The organism is Derxia gummosa DSM 723 (assembly GCF_000482785.1).
GTDB classification, from domain to species: Bacteria; Pseudomonadota; Gammaproteobacteria; order Burkholderiales; family Burkholderiaceae_E; genus Derxia; species Derxia gummosa.
In genome coordinates this window covers 832,170-849,908 of the sequence record NZ_KI519499.1, presented here as the reverse complement: position 1 = coordinate 849,908, position 17,739 = coordinate 832,170, and the positions used below count along the sequence as shown (strand labels likewise).

The 17,739-nt window shown below is 70.2% G+C and carries 18 protein-coding genes and 2 pseudogenes; 11 read left to right on the top strand and 9 right to left on the bottom strand.

The window, feature by feature from the left end:
• Positions 1-110: 110 nt before the first annotated feature.
• Positions 111-965 carry a hypothetical protein gene (locus H566_RS0121075; protein WP_028312992.1) on the top strand — a complete coding sequence of 285 codons (855 nt, stop codon included), beginning with the start codon at positions 111-113 and terminating at the stop codon, positions 963-965.
• Between the two features lie 29 nt (positions 966-994).
• Positions 995-1,573, top strand: coding sequence for a GTP-binding protein (locus tag H566_RS26840; RefSeq protein WP_084545380.1), 579 nt, complete (start codon positions 995-997; stop codon positions 1,571-1,573).
• A gap of 81 nt (positions 1,574-1,654) precedes the next feature.
• Here H566_RS26840 and H566_RS0121065 read toward each other — a convergent pair whose 3' ends face one another.
• A complete protein-coding gene (locus tag H566_RS0121065) occupies positions 1,655-2,410 on the bottom strand; it encodes a class II glutamine amidotransferase (protein ID WP_028312991.1) in 756 nt (251 codons plus the stop codon).
• A gap of 199 nt (positions 2,411-2,609) precedes the next feature.
• Here H566_RS0121065 and H566_RS0121060 point away from each other — a divergent pair, with 199 nt between their 5' ends.
• Together H566_RS0121060 and H566_RS0121055 are read left to right on the top strand one after the other, a co-directional pair.
• The gene (locus H566_RS0121060; protein ID WP_051379094.1) at positions 2,610-3,821 is read left to right on the top strand and encodes a YncE family protein; all 1,212 of its coding nucleotides are present in this window, start codon (positions 2,610-2,612) and stop codon (positions 3,819-3,821) included.
• Between the two features lie 231 nt (positions 3,822-4,052).
• The gene (locus H566_RS0121055) at positions 4,053-4,577 is read left to right on the top strand and encodes an SRPBCC family protein (RefSeq protein WP_028312989.1); all 525 of its coding nucleotides are present in this window, start codon (positions 4,053-4,055) and stop codon (positions 4,575-4,577) included.
• Between the two features lie 150 nt (positions 4,578-4,727).
• Here H566_RS0121055 and H566_RS0121050 read toward each other — a convergent pair whose 3' ends face one another.
• Positions 4,728-5,030, bottom strand: a complete 303-nt coding sequence (locus tag H566_RS0121050) for a GNAT family N-acetyltransferase (RefSeq protein ID WP_028312988.1) — start codon at positions 5,028-5,030, stop codon at positions 4,728-4,730.
• A gap of 108 nt (positions 5,031-5,138) precedes the next feature.
• Here H566_RS0121050 and H566_RS26835 point away from each other — a divergent pair, with 108 nt between their 5' ends.
• From H566_RS26835 to H566_RS27830, 3 genes are all read left to right on the top strand, one after another.
• Positions 5,139-5,891, top strand: a complete 753-nt coding sequence (locus H566_RS26835; RefSeq protein ID WP_051379093.1) for a hypothetical protein — start codon at positions 5,139-5,141, stop codon at positions 5,889-5,891.
• Between the two features lie 97 nt (positions 5,892-5,988).
• Positions 5,989-6,297, top strand: coding sequence for a hypothetical protein (locus tag H566_RS26830; RefSeq protein WP_051379092.1), 309 nt, complete (start codon positions 5,989-5,991; stop codon positions 6,295-6,297).
• 148 nt (positions 6,298-6,445) lie between these two features.
• Entirely contained in the window at positions 6,446-6,853 is a 408-nt protein-coding gene (locus H566_RS27830) for a hypothetical protein (RefSeq protein WP_245591421.1), read from the top strand.
• Positions 6,854-6,953: 100 nt separating this feature from the next.
• Here the strand turns inward: H566_RS27830 and H566_RS0121030 are convergent, their stop codons facing one another.
• The 4 genes from H566_RS0121030 to H566_RS0121015 form a co-directional block, all read right to left on the bottom strand.
• Positions 6,954-7,445: a carboxymuconolactone decarboxylase family protein gene (locus H566_RS0121030; RefSeq protein WP_084545355.1), complete on the bottom strand. Its 492-nt coding sequence runs from the start codon at positions 7,443-7,445 to the stop codon at positions 6,954-6,956.
• Complete coding sequence (locus H566_RS0121025) at positions 7,414-7,782, bottom strand: MerR family transcriptional regulator (protein WP_028312986.1); 369 nt, start codon at positions 7,780-7,782, stop codon at positions 7,414-7,416. Before H566_RS0121025 ends, H566_RS0121030 begins: the two co-directional genes overlap by 32 nt.
• Positions 7,783-7,916: 134 nt before the next feature.
• Positions 7,917-8,615, bottom strand: coding sequence for a helix-turn-helix transcriptional regulator (locus H566_RS0121020; protein WP_028312985.1), 699 nt, complete (start codon positions 8,613-8,615; stop codon positions 7,917-7,919).
• Between the two features lie 41 nt (positions 8,616-8,656).
• Entirely contained in the window at positions 8,657-9,028 is a 372-nt protein-coding gene (locus H566_RS0121015; protein WP_028312984.1) for a VOC family protein, read from the bottom strand.
• A 23-nt stretch (positions 9,029-9,051) separates the two neighbouring features.
• On the opposite strand from H566_RS0121015, the gene H566_RS29545 reads away from it, so the two are divergent.
• Positions 9,052-9,432 carry a hypothetical protein gene (locus tag H566_RS29545; protein ID WP_169732564.1) on the top strand — a complete coding sequence of 127 codons (381 nt, stop codon included), beginning with the start codon at positions 9,052-9,054 and terminating at the stop codon, positions 9,430-9,432.
• A gap of 26 nt (positions 9,433-9,458) precedes the next feature.
• Complete coding sequence (locus H566_RS26820; RefSeq protein ID WP_051379090.1) at positions 9,459-11,378, top strand: acyltransferase family protein; 1,920 nt, start codon at positions 9,459-9,461, stop codon at positions 11,376-11,378.
• 74 nt (positions 11,379-11,452) lie between these two features.
• Here the strand turns inward: H566_RS26820 and H566_RS0121005 are convergent, their stop codons facing one another.
• The 3 genes and pseudogenes from H566_RS0121005 to H566_RS30590 all read right to left on the bottom strand — a co-directional run.
• A complete protein-coding gene (locus H566_RS0121005) occupies positions 11,453-12,106 on the bottom strand; it encodes a DUF4124 domain-containing protein (protein ID WP_028312983.1) in 654 nt (217 codons plus the stop codon).
• 106 nt (positions 12,107-12,212) lie between these two features.
• A pseudogene (locus tag H566_RS30595) lies at positions 12,213-13,121 on the bottom strand (glutamate--tRNA ligase family protein); the annotation flags it as partial.
• Positions 13,122-13,400: 279 nt separating this feature from the next.
• Positions 13,401-14,270, bottom strand: a pseudogene (locus H566_RS30590) (glutamate--tRNA ligase family protein); the annotation flags it as partial.
• 262 nt (positions 14,271-14,532) lie between these two features.
• Between H566_RS30590 and H566_RS0120995 the strand changes: the two are divergent.
• A complete protein-coding gene (locus H566_RS0120995; protein ID WP_245591420.1) occupies positions 14,533-16,848 on the top strand; it encodes an alpha,alpha-trehalose-phosphate synthase (UDP-forming) in 2,316 nt (771 codons plus the stop codon).
• Positions 16,848-17,651: a trehalose-phosphatase gene (gene otsB / locus H566_RS0120990; RefSeq protein ID WP_051379088.1), complete on the top strand. Its 804-nt coding sequence runs from the start codon at positions 16,848-16,850 to the stop codon at positions 17,649-17,651. Before H566_RS0120995 ends, otsB begins: the two co-directional genes overlap by 1 nt.
• Positions 17,652-17,739 lie beyond the last annotated feature (88 nt).

Here is a 17,739-nt window from a genome sequence, read left to right as displayed (position 1 = left end):
GCAGACGTGACCGGGGCGCAGATTCCGGGAGCCGCGCCATCGGAAGCGGCGTCCCCCGGAGGTGTGGGCGCCGGCAGTCCAATTCCGAAAGCCGACTGGAAAGGCAAGCAATGATCCTCAATCACGAAGTTTCACGCGGAATTGCCGCGGTACCCGCGCGTGCCACGACTTTCGAATTCGCCGATTCGTTGCTGGGCGTGCTCGACCATGTCGAGCGTGTGGGCCAGCCCGCCCGGCTGACGCTGAGGGGCGGCCGTGGCCAGGGAATGACTGTCGATCCGCGTCGCCGGCTGTGCGACGTGGCGGGAGCGGACGTCGATCTGCTCTGCGCGATCCGGCCGGAGGACATCGCGCTGAGCTACGGAGAGGAAGCGCGCCAGCCCATGCTGCGTCCGCGCCCCCTGGCCGAGCTGCGCTGGCGCATCGGCTATCTCGGCTCGGGCGGACTGCCGGTGCAGGGCAGCTCGCGCTTCGATGTGGTGCGCTTCACCGACTGGCCCAATCTCTCCCGGTTGCCGCATGACGAGGATTGCGTGCGCCTGCTCGCGCTGCTGACGCGCCATCCGACCTCGATCGCGCTGGCGCGCAGCATCACCGGCATCGAGATGGAGAAGATCAACCGCATCTACGCGGCGGGGCTGGCGGCGGGGCTGGTCGAGGTGATCAACCGACGCCAGCCGCTCGCGGCGGTGCCCGGCGAGCCGGCCAATGACGAGCCTGTCGGCCAGGCGCCGGTCGCGGGTGGCGCCGCCGCGCGCGCGCTGGTCGGCACGGCGCCGGGGGCAGGGCACTCTTACTCCGACCGGTCCGCGCGCACCGTGGCCGGCGGCGCAGCGCAGGCGGCCGACCGGCGCCGGGCCGACGTGCACCTGGCCAGCGAGGCCGACGAGGCGGCGGCCGCCGCGCCAGCCGCGCCGGCGCGCGGCTGGGTGTCGTCGCTGTTCAAGCGACTGCGCGCGCTGTGACGCGGGCCGTCGTCGCGGACCCGGAGCGCGTGAACCTCAAGATCCTTTTCGCCGGCCCGCCGGGCGCCGGCAAGACCACCGCAATCTCGGCGGTGTCCGACATTCCCGTGGTGGGTACCGACGTGGCGCCGACCGACGAGCTGCGCTTCATGAAGAACAGCACGACGGTGGCGATGGACTACGGCGTGCTCAAGCTCGACGAGCAGTACGCGATCCACCTCTACGGCACGCCGGGCCAGCGCCGCTTCGACTTCATGTGGGATGTGCTGTCGATCGGCGCGCTCGGACTGGTGCTGCTGCTCAACCACGAGGAGCAGGCACCGCTCGACGATCTGGCGGCCTACATGGATGCCTTCCATTCCTTGCTCACGCGCACGCGCGGCTCGATGGTCGTGGGCGTGCCCCGCCTTGGCGACGATCCGAACGCGATCGACAACTACCGCGCGCTGGTGCAGAGCTTCGGCCTGACCGTGCCGGTGTTCGATGTCGATGCGCGCCGGCGCGCCGACGTGCGCTGCATGCTGCTGTCGCTGGCGGGGCTGATCGCCTCGCAGGACCGGGTGCAGATGTCGCACAGCCGCTTCGCGCCGGGGCGGCTGGGCGGCTGAGGCCGGCTGGGCGGCGGATGGGCGCGGGGCTGTGCCGCCGCCGGGCATCGCGGCGGTCCGGTCGTCCGCCCCCGCGTGCCGTCACACCAGCGGCGCGCCGTCCACGAACACCTTCAGCTCGCCCGGCGAGAACGCGGTCCAGGTCTCGTCGGCCGTGAGCGGCTCGGTGGCGATGACGGCCACGCGGTCGCCGGCCGTCGTGTGCTGGGCGAAGTTGATGCGCATGTCCTCGTCCTGCAGCCGCGCGGTCGAGAACGGATGGCGGCGCGCGATGTAGTGCAGATGGGTGGAGCAATGCGCCCACAGCGCCTCGCCGTTGCTGAGCGTGAAGTTGAAGTTGCCGTGGGCGGTGACGGCGGGCAGCAGCTCGGCCAGCGTCTCGGCCAGCTCCAGCGGCCGGGGCACGCGGGCGTGCTGCTTGGCTAACTCCTGCATCAGCCAGCAGAAGGCGCGCTCGCTGTCGGTGTCGCCCACGGGCTGGAAGCCGGCGTGCAGTTGCGGCCGGTAGTCCGTCAGATTGCCGTTGTGCGCGAACACCCAGTAGCGCCCCCACAGCTCGCGGATGAACGGATGCGTGTTCTCCAGCGCGACGCGGCCCACGGTGGCCTTGCGGATGTGGGCGATGACGTTGGTGCTGCGGATCGGGTAGCGCTTGACCAGCTCGGCGATGGGCGAGTCGGCGGCGCGCTGGGCATCGACGAAGCAGCGCACGCCGCGTCCCTCGAAGAAGGCGATGCCGAAGCCGTCAGCATGCTCGCAGGACCGCGTCGCGAAGCCGGTGAAGCTGAAGACGATGTCGGTCGGGACGTTGCAGTTCATCGCCAGGAGCTGGCACATCGGCGGGCCTCGGAATGCAGTCGGTGCGGTGAGCCGGCGATTGTCGCCAGATGGCGCGCGGGTTGTCACCGCTTACCGGCGGTGCGCGCGGGCGGGCAAGCTCGCGGGCCGTGATCCGCGCCATTCCCGCCCCATGACAAGTTGCCTCTACCTGTTGAACCGGCTCGGCCGTCCGCTTGCCCGTCTGCTTTGCCGTCCATTGGCTTGCCTGCCTGATCGTCCGCTTGCCCATCCGATTGCCTGCCTGCGTCCGCGCGCGCGGGTCGGGCGGTCCGGACCATCCGGCGCGACCTGTCGGCAGCATCGTGCGGGCCGGCGGCGAGCCGGCTGGCTGCTGGCCGCGCTGTTCGGCTCGGCGCTGCCGGCCGCGCAAGCCGCGCCCTTCGCCTGGATCACCAACCAGGGCTCCGATTCGGTGAGCGTGGTGGATGTGGCGGCGGCGCGCGTGGTGGCGACGGTGGCGGTCGGCAAGGCGCCGGCCGGTGTGGCGGCGAGCGAGGCGGCCGGACGGGTGTTCGTCGCCAATGCCGAGGGCGGATCGGTGTCGGTCATCGACATCGCGACGCGCGCGGTCGTGGCGACGGTACCGGTGCCGGACGGGCCGGTCGGCATCGCGGCGGCGCCGGACGGGCGGCGGGTGTATGTCGCAGCCTGGTACGGCAACCGGCTCGACGCGATCGACGTGGCCGCCGGCCGGGTGGTGGTGAGCACGCCGGTCGGGCGCGCGCCGGCCGGCATCGCGGTGTCGGCCGATGGCGCCACCGTGTACGTGGCCGAGCGCGATGACGATTGCATCGCCATGCTCGACGCCGCGACGCTCGCGCCGCGCGCACGCATCCGCGTGGGCGAGCATCCGTTCGCGATCGAGCTGGCGCCGGGCGGACGCGAGCTGCTCGCGCTCAACGTGGTCAGCAATGACGTGAGCGTGGTGGACGTGGCGGCCCGTCGCGTGACGGCAACGCTTCCGGTCGGCCTCGCGCCCTATGGCGTGGCGTTCTCGGCTGACGGCCGCCGCGCCTGGGTGACGAACCAGCACGAGGAATCGGTGTCGCGGCTCGCGCTGGCGGAGGAGGCGGGCGGGCAGGGCGGGTCCGGCGCGCCGGACCGGACCGGACAGCCCGGTGTGACCGGCTCGGCCAGTGCGAGCAGCTTGGCGAATGCGACCGTCCCGGCCGGCGAGACCGGCCAGCCAGGCCCGGCCGGTGTGCGCTTCACCCCGCGCGTGGTCGCCACCTTCGTCGGCGCGGCCGACTATCCCGAGGGCATCGCGCTGGCCGGCGACCGGTTGCTGGTGGTGAGCTGGATGAACGACGAGGCCGTGCTGCTTGATCCGGCGAGCGGCAGGCGCCTCGCCAGCGTTGCCCTCGGCCGCAATCCGCGCGGCTTCGGCCGGATGCTCACCGGGCGCTGAGGCCGTTGCCGGCCGTGACGAGGCGCGCCGGCGACCATGCCGGCGGTACGGCCACTCCCGTGCCCCGGCAAAGCGTCGTCACCGGCGCCGACAGCCCGCCGCAATCGATGCGCGGGCAATCTTCACCAGCCGCCTTTCGCTGCGTTGCCGCATGCGAAGCCTGTGGCACATTGATTCGCGGCCCGGCCTCCCGGGCCGTGAGCCCCAAGGGAAAACGAGGAGACATCACCCATGCGCGTTTCATTCAGCGCCGCGCTCGCGCTCGCCGGCATCTGCATCGCCGGCGCCGCCCACGCCCACGGACCGACCCGCCAGAAGGTCGTCGAGACCATCACCATCGACGCGCCGGCCGATGCGGTGTGGAAGCGCATCAAGGAATTCGGCGATCTGGGCTGGCATCCGGCGGTCGAAGGCACCACCGCCACCGACGGCAACAAGGTCGGCTCGGTGCGCACGATCGCGCTCAAGGGCGGCGGCACCATCGTCGAGACGCTCGAAAGCTATTCCGACGCCGACCACAAGTACGGCTACCGCATGAAGGATCCGGGGCCGGTGCCGGTCAACAACTACACCTCGACCATCAGCGTGAGCGGCAGCGGCGCGACCAGCACGGTCGAATGGCGCGGCGCCTTCTACCGCGCCTTCCTCAACAACGATCCGCCGCCCGAGCAGAACGACGAGGCCGCGATCAAGGCCGTGACCGGCATCTACAAGAGCGGGCTCGACGCGCTCAAGAAGTCGGTCGAGGGCAAGTAGCAGGCCGGCGGCATCGCCCGCCGACCTCGCGGCCAGCGCTTCGCAACGCCCGGTGCATGCCGGGCGTTGTCGTTTCCGGCGCGCGCGTCGGGCGCCTGCCGCCGCGCGCGCCGTCTGCCGTCAGGCGCCCGCCAATCCCCGCCGCCTGCGTCAGCCGCCCGCCACCACGCCCGCCGCCTGCTCGGGATGGCGGCGCGCCCATACCGCCACGTAGCTGCATTGCGGCACGATCGTCAGCCCCTCGCGCGCGGCGTGAGCGAAGGCGGCGGCCACGAGCCTGGCGGCGATGCCCCGGCCTTCGAGCGCGCGCGGCACGCCGGTGTGGTTCATGACCATGCGCTGGCCGTCGAGGTAGTAGTCGGCCACGCAGAGCTGGCCTTCGACCGTGGCCTCGAAGCGGCTCGCGCCGGGGTTGTGGACGACCTGCACATCGGTCGGGCTGGCGGCATTCATCGGCGACTCCCTGGAGGTTGGCGCCGCGCGCATCGACGGGGATGGCACGGCTCTGGCATCGGTGGCGCGATCCCGCCGACCGATGTCGGCTTTGTCGCGGCTGTTCCGATGATCGATCAACTTCTCCATGCCGCGCCCGGGCGCGTCGGCCCGCTGTTGTCGGAGGCGCTCATGAGCGAGCTGCCGTCCGCCGTGTTCGAGCGCCTGCACGAGTCTGGCGTGCTCACGCGCGTGCTGCCCGAACTCGACGCGCTGTTCGGCATCCCGCAAAGCTGCGACGACCCCGAGACGGTGGACATCGGCTACCACCAGCTGCGCATGATCGACGAGGCCGCGCGGCGCCGGCTGCCGTCGTGCATGCGCTGGGCCGCGCTGCTGCACAAGGTCGGCAAGGCCGATTCGCCGCCCGAGTTCCTGCCGAGCCATCTGCATCACGAACGGCGCGGCACGCCGCTCGTGCACGCGATCTGCGACCGTCTCGGCCTCGACGACGAAACCCGCGACCTCGCACTGCTGACCGTGAACGAATGCGACCGCATCCATCGCGCGGTGGACATGCGCGCCGGCGCGATCACCATGCTCATCACCCGGCTCGACGGGCTGGCACGGCCCGAGCGCTTCGAGCGCCTGCTCGTCATCGCCACCTGCGACTTCCACGCCTATCCGGGCCAGGACGTGAAGCCCTACGGCAAGGCCGACAAGTTCCGCCGGGCGCTGGCCGCCGCCCGCGCCATCGACGCGGGCGACTTTGCCGCCGGCCATCCCGGCCTCAAGTCCGACGATCTCGACCACGCCCTGCTCGAAGCACGCGCCCAGGCCGTCGCCGCCGCGCTCAGCAGCGAGCAATGGGACGCGGCCTGAGCGTTCCGGTTCGACACTTGCATTGCCTGCTCCGGCAGGCCACGCATGTCGGCTTGCCGACATGCCCCGCCATCACAAATCACGACCAGAGTCCGCCATGACCGAGCAAGCCCAGGAACAACCCGCCGGCAAGATCCGCGTCGTCGTGCCCGACGGCATGACCTTCACCGACCTCAAGCTGGCCAGGGACGCCGAGACCGGCGCCATCAGCTTCGACCTCGAAGCGGTACGCGCCGTGTGCGTCGCCACCGGCGTCGATGCCGACGCGGTGCTCGCGCATGAAGGCAATGTCAACAGCCTGATCGTCGCCTGGTACGGCGTGCACCGTCTCGACGGCGGCGAGCCCGATCTCGTGTTCGAAGGCCTCATCGCCGACGCCAAGCGCGCTTCGGGCGAGTTGCAGTAACTCCGCGAGGCGGGCGCGTCCCGCTGTCCCGCCGCCGGCGTGGCCCGGCCGACGGCGTGCAACCAAGGCAACCGGCTGCAACCGCCGACTGACCGCGCGCCGGGCACGGGCCGAGGCTGATCCTTCATCACGCATGAAGGAGACGGTCATGGCCGACAGCACGCTCACCCTCTCGCCCGACGCGGTCGCGGCGTTCCCGCCCGGGCATGGCACCGAGGCGCTCGGCCCGAGCGACAGCTCGGATTCCGGCAGCGACGTGGCCGGCGCTGGCGCCGGACTCGGCGATTCCAACCTCGATTCCGACACCGACCGCAACGGCACCGGCGAACGCGGCGCCGTCGGCCGCGATCCGATGGACGAGCCGGGCGCCGACATCGCGCCCGATGCCGAGATCGATTCCATCGTCGATCTCGACCTGCCCGAGGAAACCCTGGCCGACGCCGAGGAAGCCGCCGGCGTCGGCGCCTCCGACGCGACCGCCGACGAACTCGCCGATGCCCAGCTCGGCGCCGACGAGGGCGCGATCGAGAAGCTCGACCGGCTCACGCCACGCTGATTGCCGAACGCCGAACGCCGAACGCCGAACGCCGAACGCCGAACGCCGAACGCCGGGCAATCGGCCGGCATGCCCGCCGTCGCGGTGCGGGGGCGTCCGCTCAGCCCGCTCCGTCCGCTTCCGCGAATGCCCGCCGCGCGGTGTTGATCGCGTTGATCGCCGCCGGAAAGCCCGCGTACACGGCGGTCTGCAGCAGCACTTCGATGATCTCGGCCCGCGTCGCGCCCACGTTGAGCGCGCCCTGGATGTGGACCGCGAGTTGCGGCTGGGCATGACCCAGCGCCGCCAGCGTCGCCACGGTGGCGAGCTGGCGCGTGCGCAGGTCGAGGCCGGGCCGTGCGATCACGTCGCCGTAGGCGAAATCGACGATGAAGTCGGCGAGGTCGGGCGCGAGATCGCGCAGGCCGGCAACCACCGTGGTGCCGGCGTTGGCGGTCACGGCGTCGAGCGTGCGCAGGCCGCGCGCGCGGCGGTCGGTGCCGGGGCCGGCAGTGATGTCGGCATCGGCATTCGTTCCGGCGTCGGCGTAAGGGGACCGGACCGTGTCGGCCGGCGGATGTTCAGCGGCGGTCGAGCTGCTGGCGATAGACATGGAGCTTCTCCTCGATGGCGTCGATGCTGCGATCCAGGCTCTCGCGCGCCGCGCGCATGCGGCCGAGATGGTCGGCAAGCAGGGCGTGGCGTTCGGCGAGCGTGGCATCGCCCTGGCGACGAAGCTCCGCGTAGCGCTGCATCTCGCGGATCGGCATGCCGGTGGCGCGCAGCCGTTGCAGGAAGGCGATCCAGACCAGATCGCCGTCGCCGTAGCGGCGTGCGCCGCCGGTCTGCGCGACCGGGTCGATCAGTCCGATGCGCTCGTACCAGCGCAGCGTGTGGGCGCTGAGACCGCTGGCGGCGGCGACATCGGAAATGCGGCGGGGCTTCGTCATGGCGGGGAGGCTGAGGGTTGGAGTGCGCTCCAAGTCAAGCACGATGCCGGTCGCATGGGTTGACGGAGGCCGGCCGGACGGCGAGCCGCGCGAGCAGCTGCGCTGGCCGCGCCGGCCCGGAGCGCCGCACGGTGTCAGTCCCGGGCGCTGACCGCGCGCAGGTAGTCGCGCAGCCGACGGCCGTCGGCGTCGGGAAAGCGGCGCTCGGTCAGTTGCGGTTCGTCGAGCGCGTCGATGCGGAAGGTGCGGAAGCCGCCGCGCAGCTCGCACCAGGCGGCGAGGGTCCAGCGCGGCGTCGCCTCCTCGCTGCCCCAGAAATGCAGGCCGAGCGGCCACACTTCGCGCCGGCTGGGCGCGCCCTGGCGGTCGCGGTAGCCGAAGACGAGCACGCGGCGCCCGTCCACCGCCTGCTTGCACAGGTCGAAGCGCTCGCGCCAGGCGCGGTCGATGAAGTAGTCGGGCGCGCCGAGTGTGCGCAGCTCCAGCACCGGCCGGCGCTCGGCCGGCACGGCGGCGGCGATCTTCTCCAGCGCGCGTCGTGCGGCGTCGGCGATGCCGTGGCCGGCCCAGGCGCCGACCATGCGCGCGCCGAGGGCGAGGGCTTCCAACTCGGCGGCGTCGAACATCAGCGGCGGTACGTCGAAACCGGCGCGCAGCCGGTAGCCGACGCCCGCCTCGCCCTCGATCGGCACGCCCGACAGCGACAGGTCGCGCACATCGCGATAGACGGTGCGTACCGAGATGCCGAGCGTCTCGGCCAGTTGCGCGGCGGTCGTCAGCCGGCGGCCGCGCAGGGTCTGGACGATGCGGAACAGGCGGTCGGCGCGGCGCATGACGGAACGGGGATGAAGGGAGGGAGCCGAAGGATGCGCCTTCAGCCCGCCGCGGCTTCCGCATGGATGCCGATCGAATTGCCCTCGCTGTCGCGGAACACCGCGATGTCGCCGATACCGTCAGGCAGCGTGGTCAGGGGCATGAGCACGGCCGCGCCGCGCTCGGTCGCGCGTGCCAGCGCTGCTGCCACGTCGCTCACGCCGAGGTAGGGCAGCACGCCGTGGGCCGACGGCTGGAACTGCGGCCCTTGCACCAGCGCGCCGCCCACGCCGTCGCCGTAGGGGAACACGGCCATCTCGACCGCGCCCATCGGCTCGCGCCGGAGCGTCACGCCGAACACGCCTTCGTAGAAGGCGCTGGCGCGGTCGAGGTCGGCGCAGGGAATCTCGAACCAGTGGATGACGTTGCTCATGTTGCCCTCCGGGGCTGAAGTGGATGAGCCGCCACGATGCGGACCCCCTGCTGACAGCGGCATGGCAGCAGCCGCGCGCGGTGCGTTTTGGCCGGCGCGCGCCGATTCGTGAAAAACGGCCGGCGACGGCGAATTCCGTCATTCGAGCCGGCGAGCCCGGCGGCTATCCTCGACCGGCCTTCGCGCCGCCGGTTTTCCGGCTGCAATTCCGATCCGTCCTGAAAGTCGCGGCACCGACACGATTGCGTCATCCCGAATTCCGCGCGTTCCGGCGGATCGCGCAATGCGCTTCCCGCCGATTCTCCGGCAATTCGCCGCGCAATCCGCCGGCCAATATTCGCGGCAATTGCTCCGGCAATCCTGCCGATCGGCTTGCGGCAATTGCGCCGGCGCGTGGTTCATGACCAGAACAACCTTCTCCCCGCCCCGCATGAGCCAAGTCCACGCCCACGCCTATCGCCCGGAAGTCGACGGTCTGCGATCGCTCGCGATCCTGCCCGTCCTGCTGTTCCACGCCGGATTTCCGGGCTTCTACGGCGGGTTTGTCGGCGTCGATGTCTTCTTCGTGATTTCGGGCTTCCTGATTACCGGAATCATCGCGCGCGAAGTAGTGGATGGCCGCTTCTCGATTGCCGAGTTCTATCGCCGGCGCATATTGCGCATTTTCCCGGCGCTGTTCGTGATGGTGGCCGTGAGCGCGATCGTCGCCACCCTGAGCGGATTGCCCCTCGAATTGGTGAGTTTCGCCAGATCGGTGGTTTCGACCTGGTCATTCGCGTCGAACATTCTTTTCTATACCGAATCGGGCTATTTCGGTCCCGAGGCACATGGCATGCCGCTGCTGCATACCTGGTCGCTCGCGGTCGAGGAGCAGTTCTATCTCGTCTGGCCGCTGCTGCTGTGGGGGTTCGGCAAGAAGCGCGGCGGCGCGGTGGGCATGACGCTGGGCATCGGCATCGCGTCCTTCATCGCGGCACTGGTGATGCTGCCGCGCGATGCGAGCGCCGCCTTCTATCTGATCCCGTCGCGCGCCTGGGAGCTGCTCGCCGGCGCGCTGGTGGCGCTGCTGCCGATGCCGGTACTCCGGAACCGCGCGCTGCGCGAGGTGGTGTCGATCGCCGGGCTGCTGGCCATCCTGTGGACCGTCAAGTTCTACAGCCAGGCCACGCCTTTTCCGGGGCTGGGCGCGCTGCCGCCGGTGCTCGGCGCGGCGGCCATCATCGCGGCGACGGGTTACGGGCCGTGCATGGTCGGGCGGTTGCTGTCGCTGCGGCCGCTGGTGTTCATCGGACTGATCTCGTTCTCGCTCTACCTGTGGCACTGGCCGGTCATCGTCTACAGCCAGTCGGCGCTGTTCCTGGAGCAGACCCTCGCAGTCAAGTGCGGTCTGGTGGCGGTATCGATGCTGCTGGCCTGGCTGTCGTGGCGTTTCGTCGAGCAGCCCTTCCGCGTGAACGCGAAGCGCTTCACGACGCCGCGCGTACTGCGGGCGGGCGGGCTGGTGACGGCGGGCTTCGTGCTGACGGGCGTGCTCGGCATCGTGAGCCACGGCCTGCCGGCGCGCTTCACGCCCGAGGAGCTGACGATCGCCGGCTACGAGGGCTACGAGGGCGACCGCGCCTATCGCGGCGGTGAATGCTTCGTGGTGCAGCCGGACGATCCCTTCGACGCCGCCAAGTGCCTGGCCAGGAGCGGCGACAGGCCGGCGCTGCTCATCGTCGGCGACAGCCATGGCGCGCATCTGTGGCCCGGCATGCATGCCGAGGCGCATGGCATGGACGTGCTCCAGGCCACGGCCACCGGCTGCCGGCCGACGATCAATCCCGAGGCCAAGGGCGAGGCGCCTTGCCGCGGCTTCTTCCGCAACGTGCTCGGCGAATGGCTGCCGACGCATCGCGTGAGCACGCTGGTGGTGGCCGGCCGCTGGACCCGCGCCGACCTGCCGGCGCTGCGCCAGACGCTCGCGGCCGTCGAGGATTCGGCCGACCGCGTGGTGCTGGTCGGCCCGATCCCGCAGTACGCGACGGCGCTGCCGCGCATCATCGTCCACGCGATGCAGGCGGAAGACCCGACGGCGGTGCGGCGCGGTCTGGTGAGCGAGATCTTCCGGCTCGATGCCGAGATGAAACGCCAGTTCGCGGGCGGCAAGCTGCACTACGTGTCGCTGGTCGACATGCTGTGCAAGGACGGCGACTGTCGCGCCTATGCGCGCGAGGGCGTGCCGATGCAGTTCGACTACGGCCACCTCACGGTCGAGGGTTCGGAGATCGTCGCGCGCAGCATCCTCGGCCAGATCGGCGACCTGCAGGCCGACGGTCCGCTGCCAGCGGTGACGGCGCTGGTGCACTGAGGCTGGCCGCGCCGCACGCCGGGGCCGGCTGTCGATGGTCTGTGGTCGAAGGACTGCGCGCTGTGCCGTCGCTCTCAGTCGAGGGTGCGGCAGCCGAGCCGGCCGCGTTCGTCGTTCAGCGCGCGCAATTCCTCGCGGATGCGGTCCTGCTGCCAGCCGGCGAGCGGTTGGCGCGCGAGCGCGTTGAGCCGGGCGATCTCCTGACCGAGCATGGCGCAGGAGCCGGTGCTGTCGCCGGTCGTGCCGCCGCCCGTGGCGATTGCCGGCATCTGCACGACGGGCGCCGCCGGCTGCCGGATCGCGTCACGGCGACTGGCATCGGCGAGATTGCGCTGGCCGTCCCAGCCGCGCAGGGCATCCCGGGTATCGACCGGGCGGGCGCGGCCGTCGGCGCAGGGGTGGTCGGAATAGCTGGTGCGCCCGCGTGCATCGGTGCAGCGCCAGACGCCGCCCGCCGGGGCCTGTGCTGCGTCGTCCGCCGGCGGCAGGTCGGCGCGGGGGCCCACCTCGCTCACCTCCACCCGCCCGACGCCGCCCGGCGCGGTCCGGTCGGGCCGGGAACCGCTCGCGGGCCGGTTTTCCTGGTTCGGCGCGAAGGCGCGGTCGGCGGCCGCGCCGCCCTTGCCGTCGGCGAACGGCAGATGGATGCGTCCGCCCAGCAACGCCAGACCAGCCCACACGCAGGCGGTCGAAAACACGATGCTGGCGGTGAGGAAGCGCTTGGACATGGCGGCGCACCGGCGACGGAAATGAAAACGGCCCGGATGTTGCCGGGCCGTTGCCACTTGCGAGCCTGAGCCGCGCGCCGCCGCCGTGCGGCAGCGCACACGCGCATCACTTGCCCCAGGAATCCTTGAGCGTCGTGATCCGGTTGAGCACCGGCTTCGCGGGCGTCGATTCCTTCGCGTCGGCGATGAAGTAGCCGAAGCGCTCGACCTGCCAGCGCTGGCCCGGCTCGGCCTGCGTGCCCGGCTCCAGATAGCCCGTCACGACCTTCATCGACGCCGGATTCAGCGCATCGAGGAAGTTCTTGCCGCCCGCGTCCGGCTGCGGATCGGCGAACAGCCGGTCGTACAGCCTCACCTCGGCGGCGACCGCATGGGCCGCGCTCACCCAGGTCACATTGCCCTTCACCTTGATGCTGTCGGCGCCCGGCGTGCCGCTCTTGGTGTCGGGGATGACCGTGGCCTGCACCTCGACTACATTGCCGTCGGCATCCTTGGTGCAGCCCGTGCATTCGATGATGAAGCCGTATTTCAGACGCACCTTGTTGCCCGGGAACAGGCGGAAGAAGCCCTTGGGCGGCACCTCGGCAAAGTCCTCACGCTCGATCCACAGCTCGCGCGTGAGCGGGAAATGGCGCTGGCCGAGTTCCGGATGGTGCGGATGGACCGGCGCGGTGCAGTCCTCGACGCGATCGGCATCCCAGTTGGTCAGCACGAGCCTGACGGGATCGAGCACGGCCACGGTGCGCGGCGCCTTCGGGTCGAGGTCGTCGCGCAGCGATTGTTCGAGCACGCTGTAGTCGATCCAGCCATCGCTCTTGCTCACGCCGATGCGCTCGGCAAAGAGTTGCAGGCTCTCGGGCGTGTAGCCGCGCCGGCGCAGGCCGACGATGGTCGGCATGCGCGGATCGTCCCAGCCGCTCACATGGCCTTCCTGCACGAGCTGGAGCAGCTTGCGCTTGGAGGTGATGACGTAGGTGAGGTTGAGCCGCGCGAATTCGTACTGGCGCGGCAGCGCGAACACGTCGGCCTTCACGGGCTCCAGCGCATGCGCGAGCAGCGGCGTGAACTGGTGCGCCTGCGGGCCGGTCAGCAACGCGAAGAAGGCGGGCAGGTCGGCGTCGATGCGCGCCTCGTCGTCCTTCCAGGCGTCGAGCAGCGCACGCAGTTCGGCCTCGGGACCGTGCGGCGCGAGCTTGTAGCGCAGCTTGAAGCAGCGTTTCGCGAACTCCTTCTGCGCCTCGGTGCCGGCGGCCGTAATGCCCTTCACCAGTTCCAGTCCGGCCAGCCATTGCGGCTCGCGCAGCACCGGCACGATGCGCTCGACGCTCCAGTCGTAGAGCGGGCGGTGGTCCTGGAATTCGAGCGTGCAGATGGAGTGGGTGATGTTCTCCAGTGCGTCCGACACCGCGTGCGTGAAGTCGTACATCGGATAGATGCACCACTTGCTGCCCGTGCGGTGATGGTCGGCGTAGCGGATGCGGTAGAGCGCCGGGTCGCGCAGATTCATGTTGGGCGAGGCCATGTCGATCTTGGCCCGCAGGATCATGCTGCCCTCGGCATGCTTGCCGTCGCGCATCTCGCGGAAGAGCGCGAGCGATTCGTCGGCCGGGCGGTCGCGCCAGGGGCTGGGCTTGCCCGGCTCGGTGAGGGTGCCGCGGTTGGCGCGCATCTCCTCGGCGCTCTGCTGATCGACATAGGCGTGGCCGGTGACGATCAGGTACTCGGCAAAGCGGTAGAGGTCGTCGAAGTAGTCGCTGGCGTAGAACTGGTTGTCGTGAACGCCGGCCGGGCCTTCCTCGTGATAGCCGAAGCCCATCCAGTGCACGGTGTCGAGGATGGTGTCGACGTACTCCTGGTCTTCCTTGACCGGGTTGGTGTCGTCGAAGCGCATGTGGCACTGGCCGGCGTAGTCGCGCGCGAGGCCGAAGTTGAGGCAGATGCTCTTGGCGTGGCCGACGTGCAGATAGCCGTTCGGCTCCGGCGGGAAGCGGGTGCGGATGCGCTGGGTGTCGATCGGCGCCTGGGCGTGGTGCATGCCGTCGCCCGGCGTGCCGGCCCAGCGGCGCTGCGCGAATCGGTTGGCGCCGAGGTCGGCGTCGATGATGTTGCGCAGGAAGTTGGTGACGTGGCCTTCGGCCTTGGATGCGGCGTCTTGCTTGCTCATGGTCGGTGGCGGATCGCGCGGTGCGCGTGGAATCGGGGCCGGCGCGCCGGGCGGGGCACGCGGGCGCGGCAGCGACGAGGGCGGGGCGGACAGGGCCGGAACCGCGCCGTCGGCGGCGGGCCGTGGCAGTTTCGCGGCAGTGTAGCCAATCGTGACGGCCGTCTTTGGCCGGCGTGGCGGGGGTGTCGGCGGACGATCGGCTGTCAGCCGGCGGTAATTGCGTCCTACAGCGCGACGGCGCATCGGTCGGCAGGCTCGCCGCATGTCCGCACGACTCCACACCATGCCCTCCTCGCCGGCGGCGCGCCGCAGCCGCAATGTCTCCTTCCTGCGCACCTTCCGTCTTTCGCTGCGCTTCATCGTGCCGCTGGCGGTCGCGCTCGGGCTGTTCGCCTATGCGGTCGTGCCACTCGTCGATCGGCTCATGTTCGGCTGGGCCATCCGCGACATCGAGGCGCGCACCCAGCTCATCGCCGGCGCGCTCGACGAGCAGATCGGCGACGCGGCGCGAGATGGCGCGATCGGCCGCATCTCGCGCGCGCTCGAACGCGCCACGCATGACGAACGCCTGTATGCGCTCGCCTACTGCGATGCCGAGGGTCGGCTGCTGGTGCGTACCCGGCAGTTTCCCGCCGGTTTCGACTGCACCACCCGCCATGCCGACCCCGCCCAGCTCGCCGACGCGCGACCCGGCTCGATCGAGGCGTTGCACGTGGTGCAACGCCCGGTCATGAGCGACGGCGAGACGCTCGGCGCGCTGGTGCTGGTGCATGACACGAGCTATGTGCTGCGCCGCAGCGAGGAAACCCGCCGCTACGTGGTGATGCTGGTGGCCGGTATGGGCGCGATCGTCGCGCTCATCACCGTGCTCGTCGCCCACCTGAGCTGGCGCGGCTGGGTCGAGGGCGCGCGCGCCTTCCTGCGCGGCGAGGGGCTGGTTCGGCCCTTCGAACGTACCGATCCCGACATCGCGCCGCTCGTGTCCGACATGCGCCAGCTGCTGCGCCAGGTGAACGAGGAGCGCCGCATCCTCCACGACACCACGATCGAATGGCGCCCCGAGACCCTGCGCCTGCTGCTGCGCGAGCACCTGTACGGCGACCAGGTCATCGTCGTGTCGAACCGCGAGCCCTACATCCACAGCCGCAACGACGACGGCCGCATCGTGGTGAAGCGTCCCGCGAGCGGCCTCGTCACTGCCGTCGAGCCTGTGATGCGCGCCTGCTCCGGCACCTGGATCGCGCACGGCAGCGGCAGCGCCGACGCCGACGTGACCGACAAGCAGGGCCATGTGGCCGTGCCGCCCGACAACCCGTCGTACACGCTGCGCCGACTGTGGCTGAGCGAGGAGGAAGAGCGCGGCTACTACTTTGGATTCGCCAACGAAGGGCTCTGGCCGCTGTGCCACATCGCGCATGTGCGCCCCATCTTCCGCGAGGCCGACTGGGAGCAATACCTGGCGGTGAACAAGCGCTTTGCCGATGCCGTCGTAGCGGAAGCCCGCACGCGCGACCCGGTGGTACTCGTACAGGACTACCACTTCGCGCTCCTGCCCCGGCTGATTCGTGAACGACTTCCTCAGGCGACCATCATCACCTTCTGGCACATTCCCTGGCCGAACCCCGAATCCTTCGGCATCTGCCCCTGGCGCACCGAGATACTCGAAGGTCTTCTGGGCAGCACGATCCTCGGATTCCACACGCCGTATCACTGCCAGAACTTCCTCCAAGCCGTGGACCGATTCCTTGAAGCCCGCATCACGCGCGAAGACTCGGTCGTCACCTTCCACGGCCGGCGCACCAAGGTGCAGGACTACCCGATCTCCATCCACTGGGAGGCGCTGTCGCCCGAGCAGCGCCAGGCCGCCGTCATGGCGCGGGAGCGGTTGCGCGCCAGTTACGGGTTCGGGCCGGAGCACCGCTTCGCGCTTGGCGTCGATCGGCTCGACTACACCAAGGGCATCGTCGAGCGCTTCCATGCCGTGGAAGCGATGCTCGCCAAGCATCCCGAGATGGTCGGCCGATTCACGCTGGTGCAGATCGCCGCGCCGACGCGCTCGGTGCTCGACGACTACCGCAATTTCGAGCAGCGCGTGCGCGAGCAGGCGGCGCGCATCAACGAGCGCTTTGCCGCGCCGGGCCGGCCCGAAGCCATCAGACTGCTGGTCGAGCAGCACGGCAGCGAATCGGTGTTCGCCCACTTCCGTGCCTGCGACATCTGCCTCGTCACCAGCCTGCATGACGGCATGAATCTTGTATCGAAGGAATTCATCGCGGCGCGGGATGACGAGCAGGGCGTGCTCATCCTCAGCCAGTTTGCCGGGGCTGCCGGCGAGCTGACCGAAGCGCTGATCGTCAATCCGTACCATGTCGATCAGACCGCCGATGTGCTTTACCAGGCAGCCACGATGCACCCGGCGGAACAGGGTGAGCGCATGCGGTCGCTGCGCGGCATCGTCGAAGACTTCAACATCTACCGCTGGGCAGGCCGCATGCTTCTCGATGCCTCGCGGGAAAGAAACAGCGCTAAAACGCGCGATCGAATCGACAGGCTCTCTTCCTCCTCGGAGCGCTACTAATGTGGGGTGACCCTTTCTACACGCCGGGCCTGCGCATGGACTACCTGTTCTCCGAAGCGGGGAATGCGGCACTCGATGCACTGGCTTCGTCACGCACGCTGTTCGCGTTCGACTTCGACGGCACGCTCGCGCCCATCACCTCGCGCGTGGCAGATGCCGCGATGACGCCCGACATGCAGGCGGCGCTGGTGGCGCTCAGTTCGCGCGCGCCGGTGGCCGTCATCTCGGGCCGCTCGGTGAGCGACTTGCGCTCGCGCCTGCCCGGCACGGTGCGCTACGCGGTCGGCAACCATGGCAACGAAGGGCTGCCGCTGCCCTTCGGCGCGCTGCCCGGCGTGGCCGAGTTCGGCGCGATCTGCGAGGAATGGCGTAACCAGCTCGAGATCGGCATGGACGTGGGCGTGCACTGCCCCGGTGTCGAGATCGAGTTCAAGGGCATCGGCATCTCGCTGCATTACCGCCGCGCGCCCGACCAGATCGCCGCGCGCGAATGCATCGACCAGCTCATCGACCGGCTCTGGCCCACGCCCTGCCTCATCGAGGGGCATTACGTCGTCAACCTGCTGCCCGAGCATTCGCTCACCAAGCATGACGCGCTCGAAGCGGTGCTGAGCCATACCGGCTGCTCGCATGCGCTGTTCATCGGCGACGACATCACCGATGAATACGCCTTCGCCGACGCGCCGCCCAACTGGATGACGATCCGCGTCGGCGCCACGGCCGACAGCGAGGCGCGCTGGTTCGTGAACGACCAGTCCGAAGTGCTCTCGCTCATCCGGGCGATCGTCGCGCGACGCAGCTGACCGCACCGGCGACACGGGGCGCGGCCGCGAAGTCCGGGCCTCGGTCAGGCAACGCAAGGCCACGCCGCGACTGGCCGCGCCGTCGCCG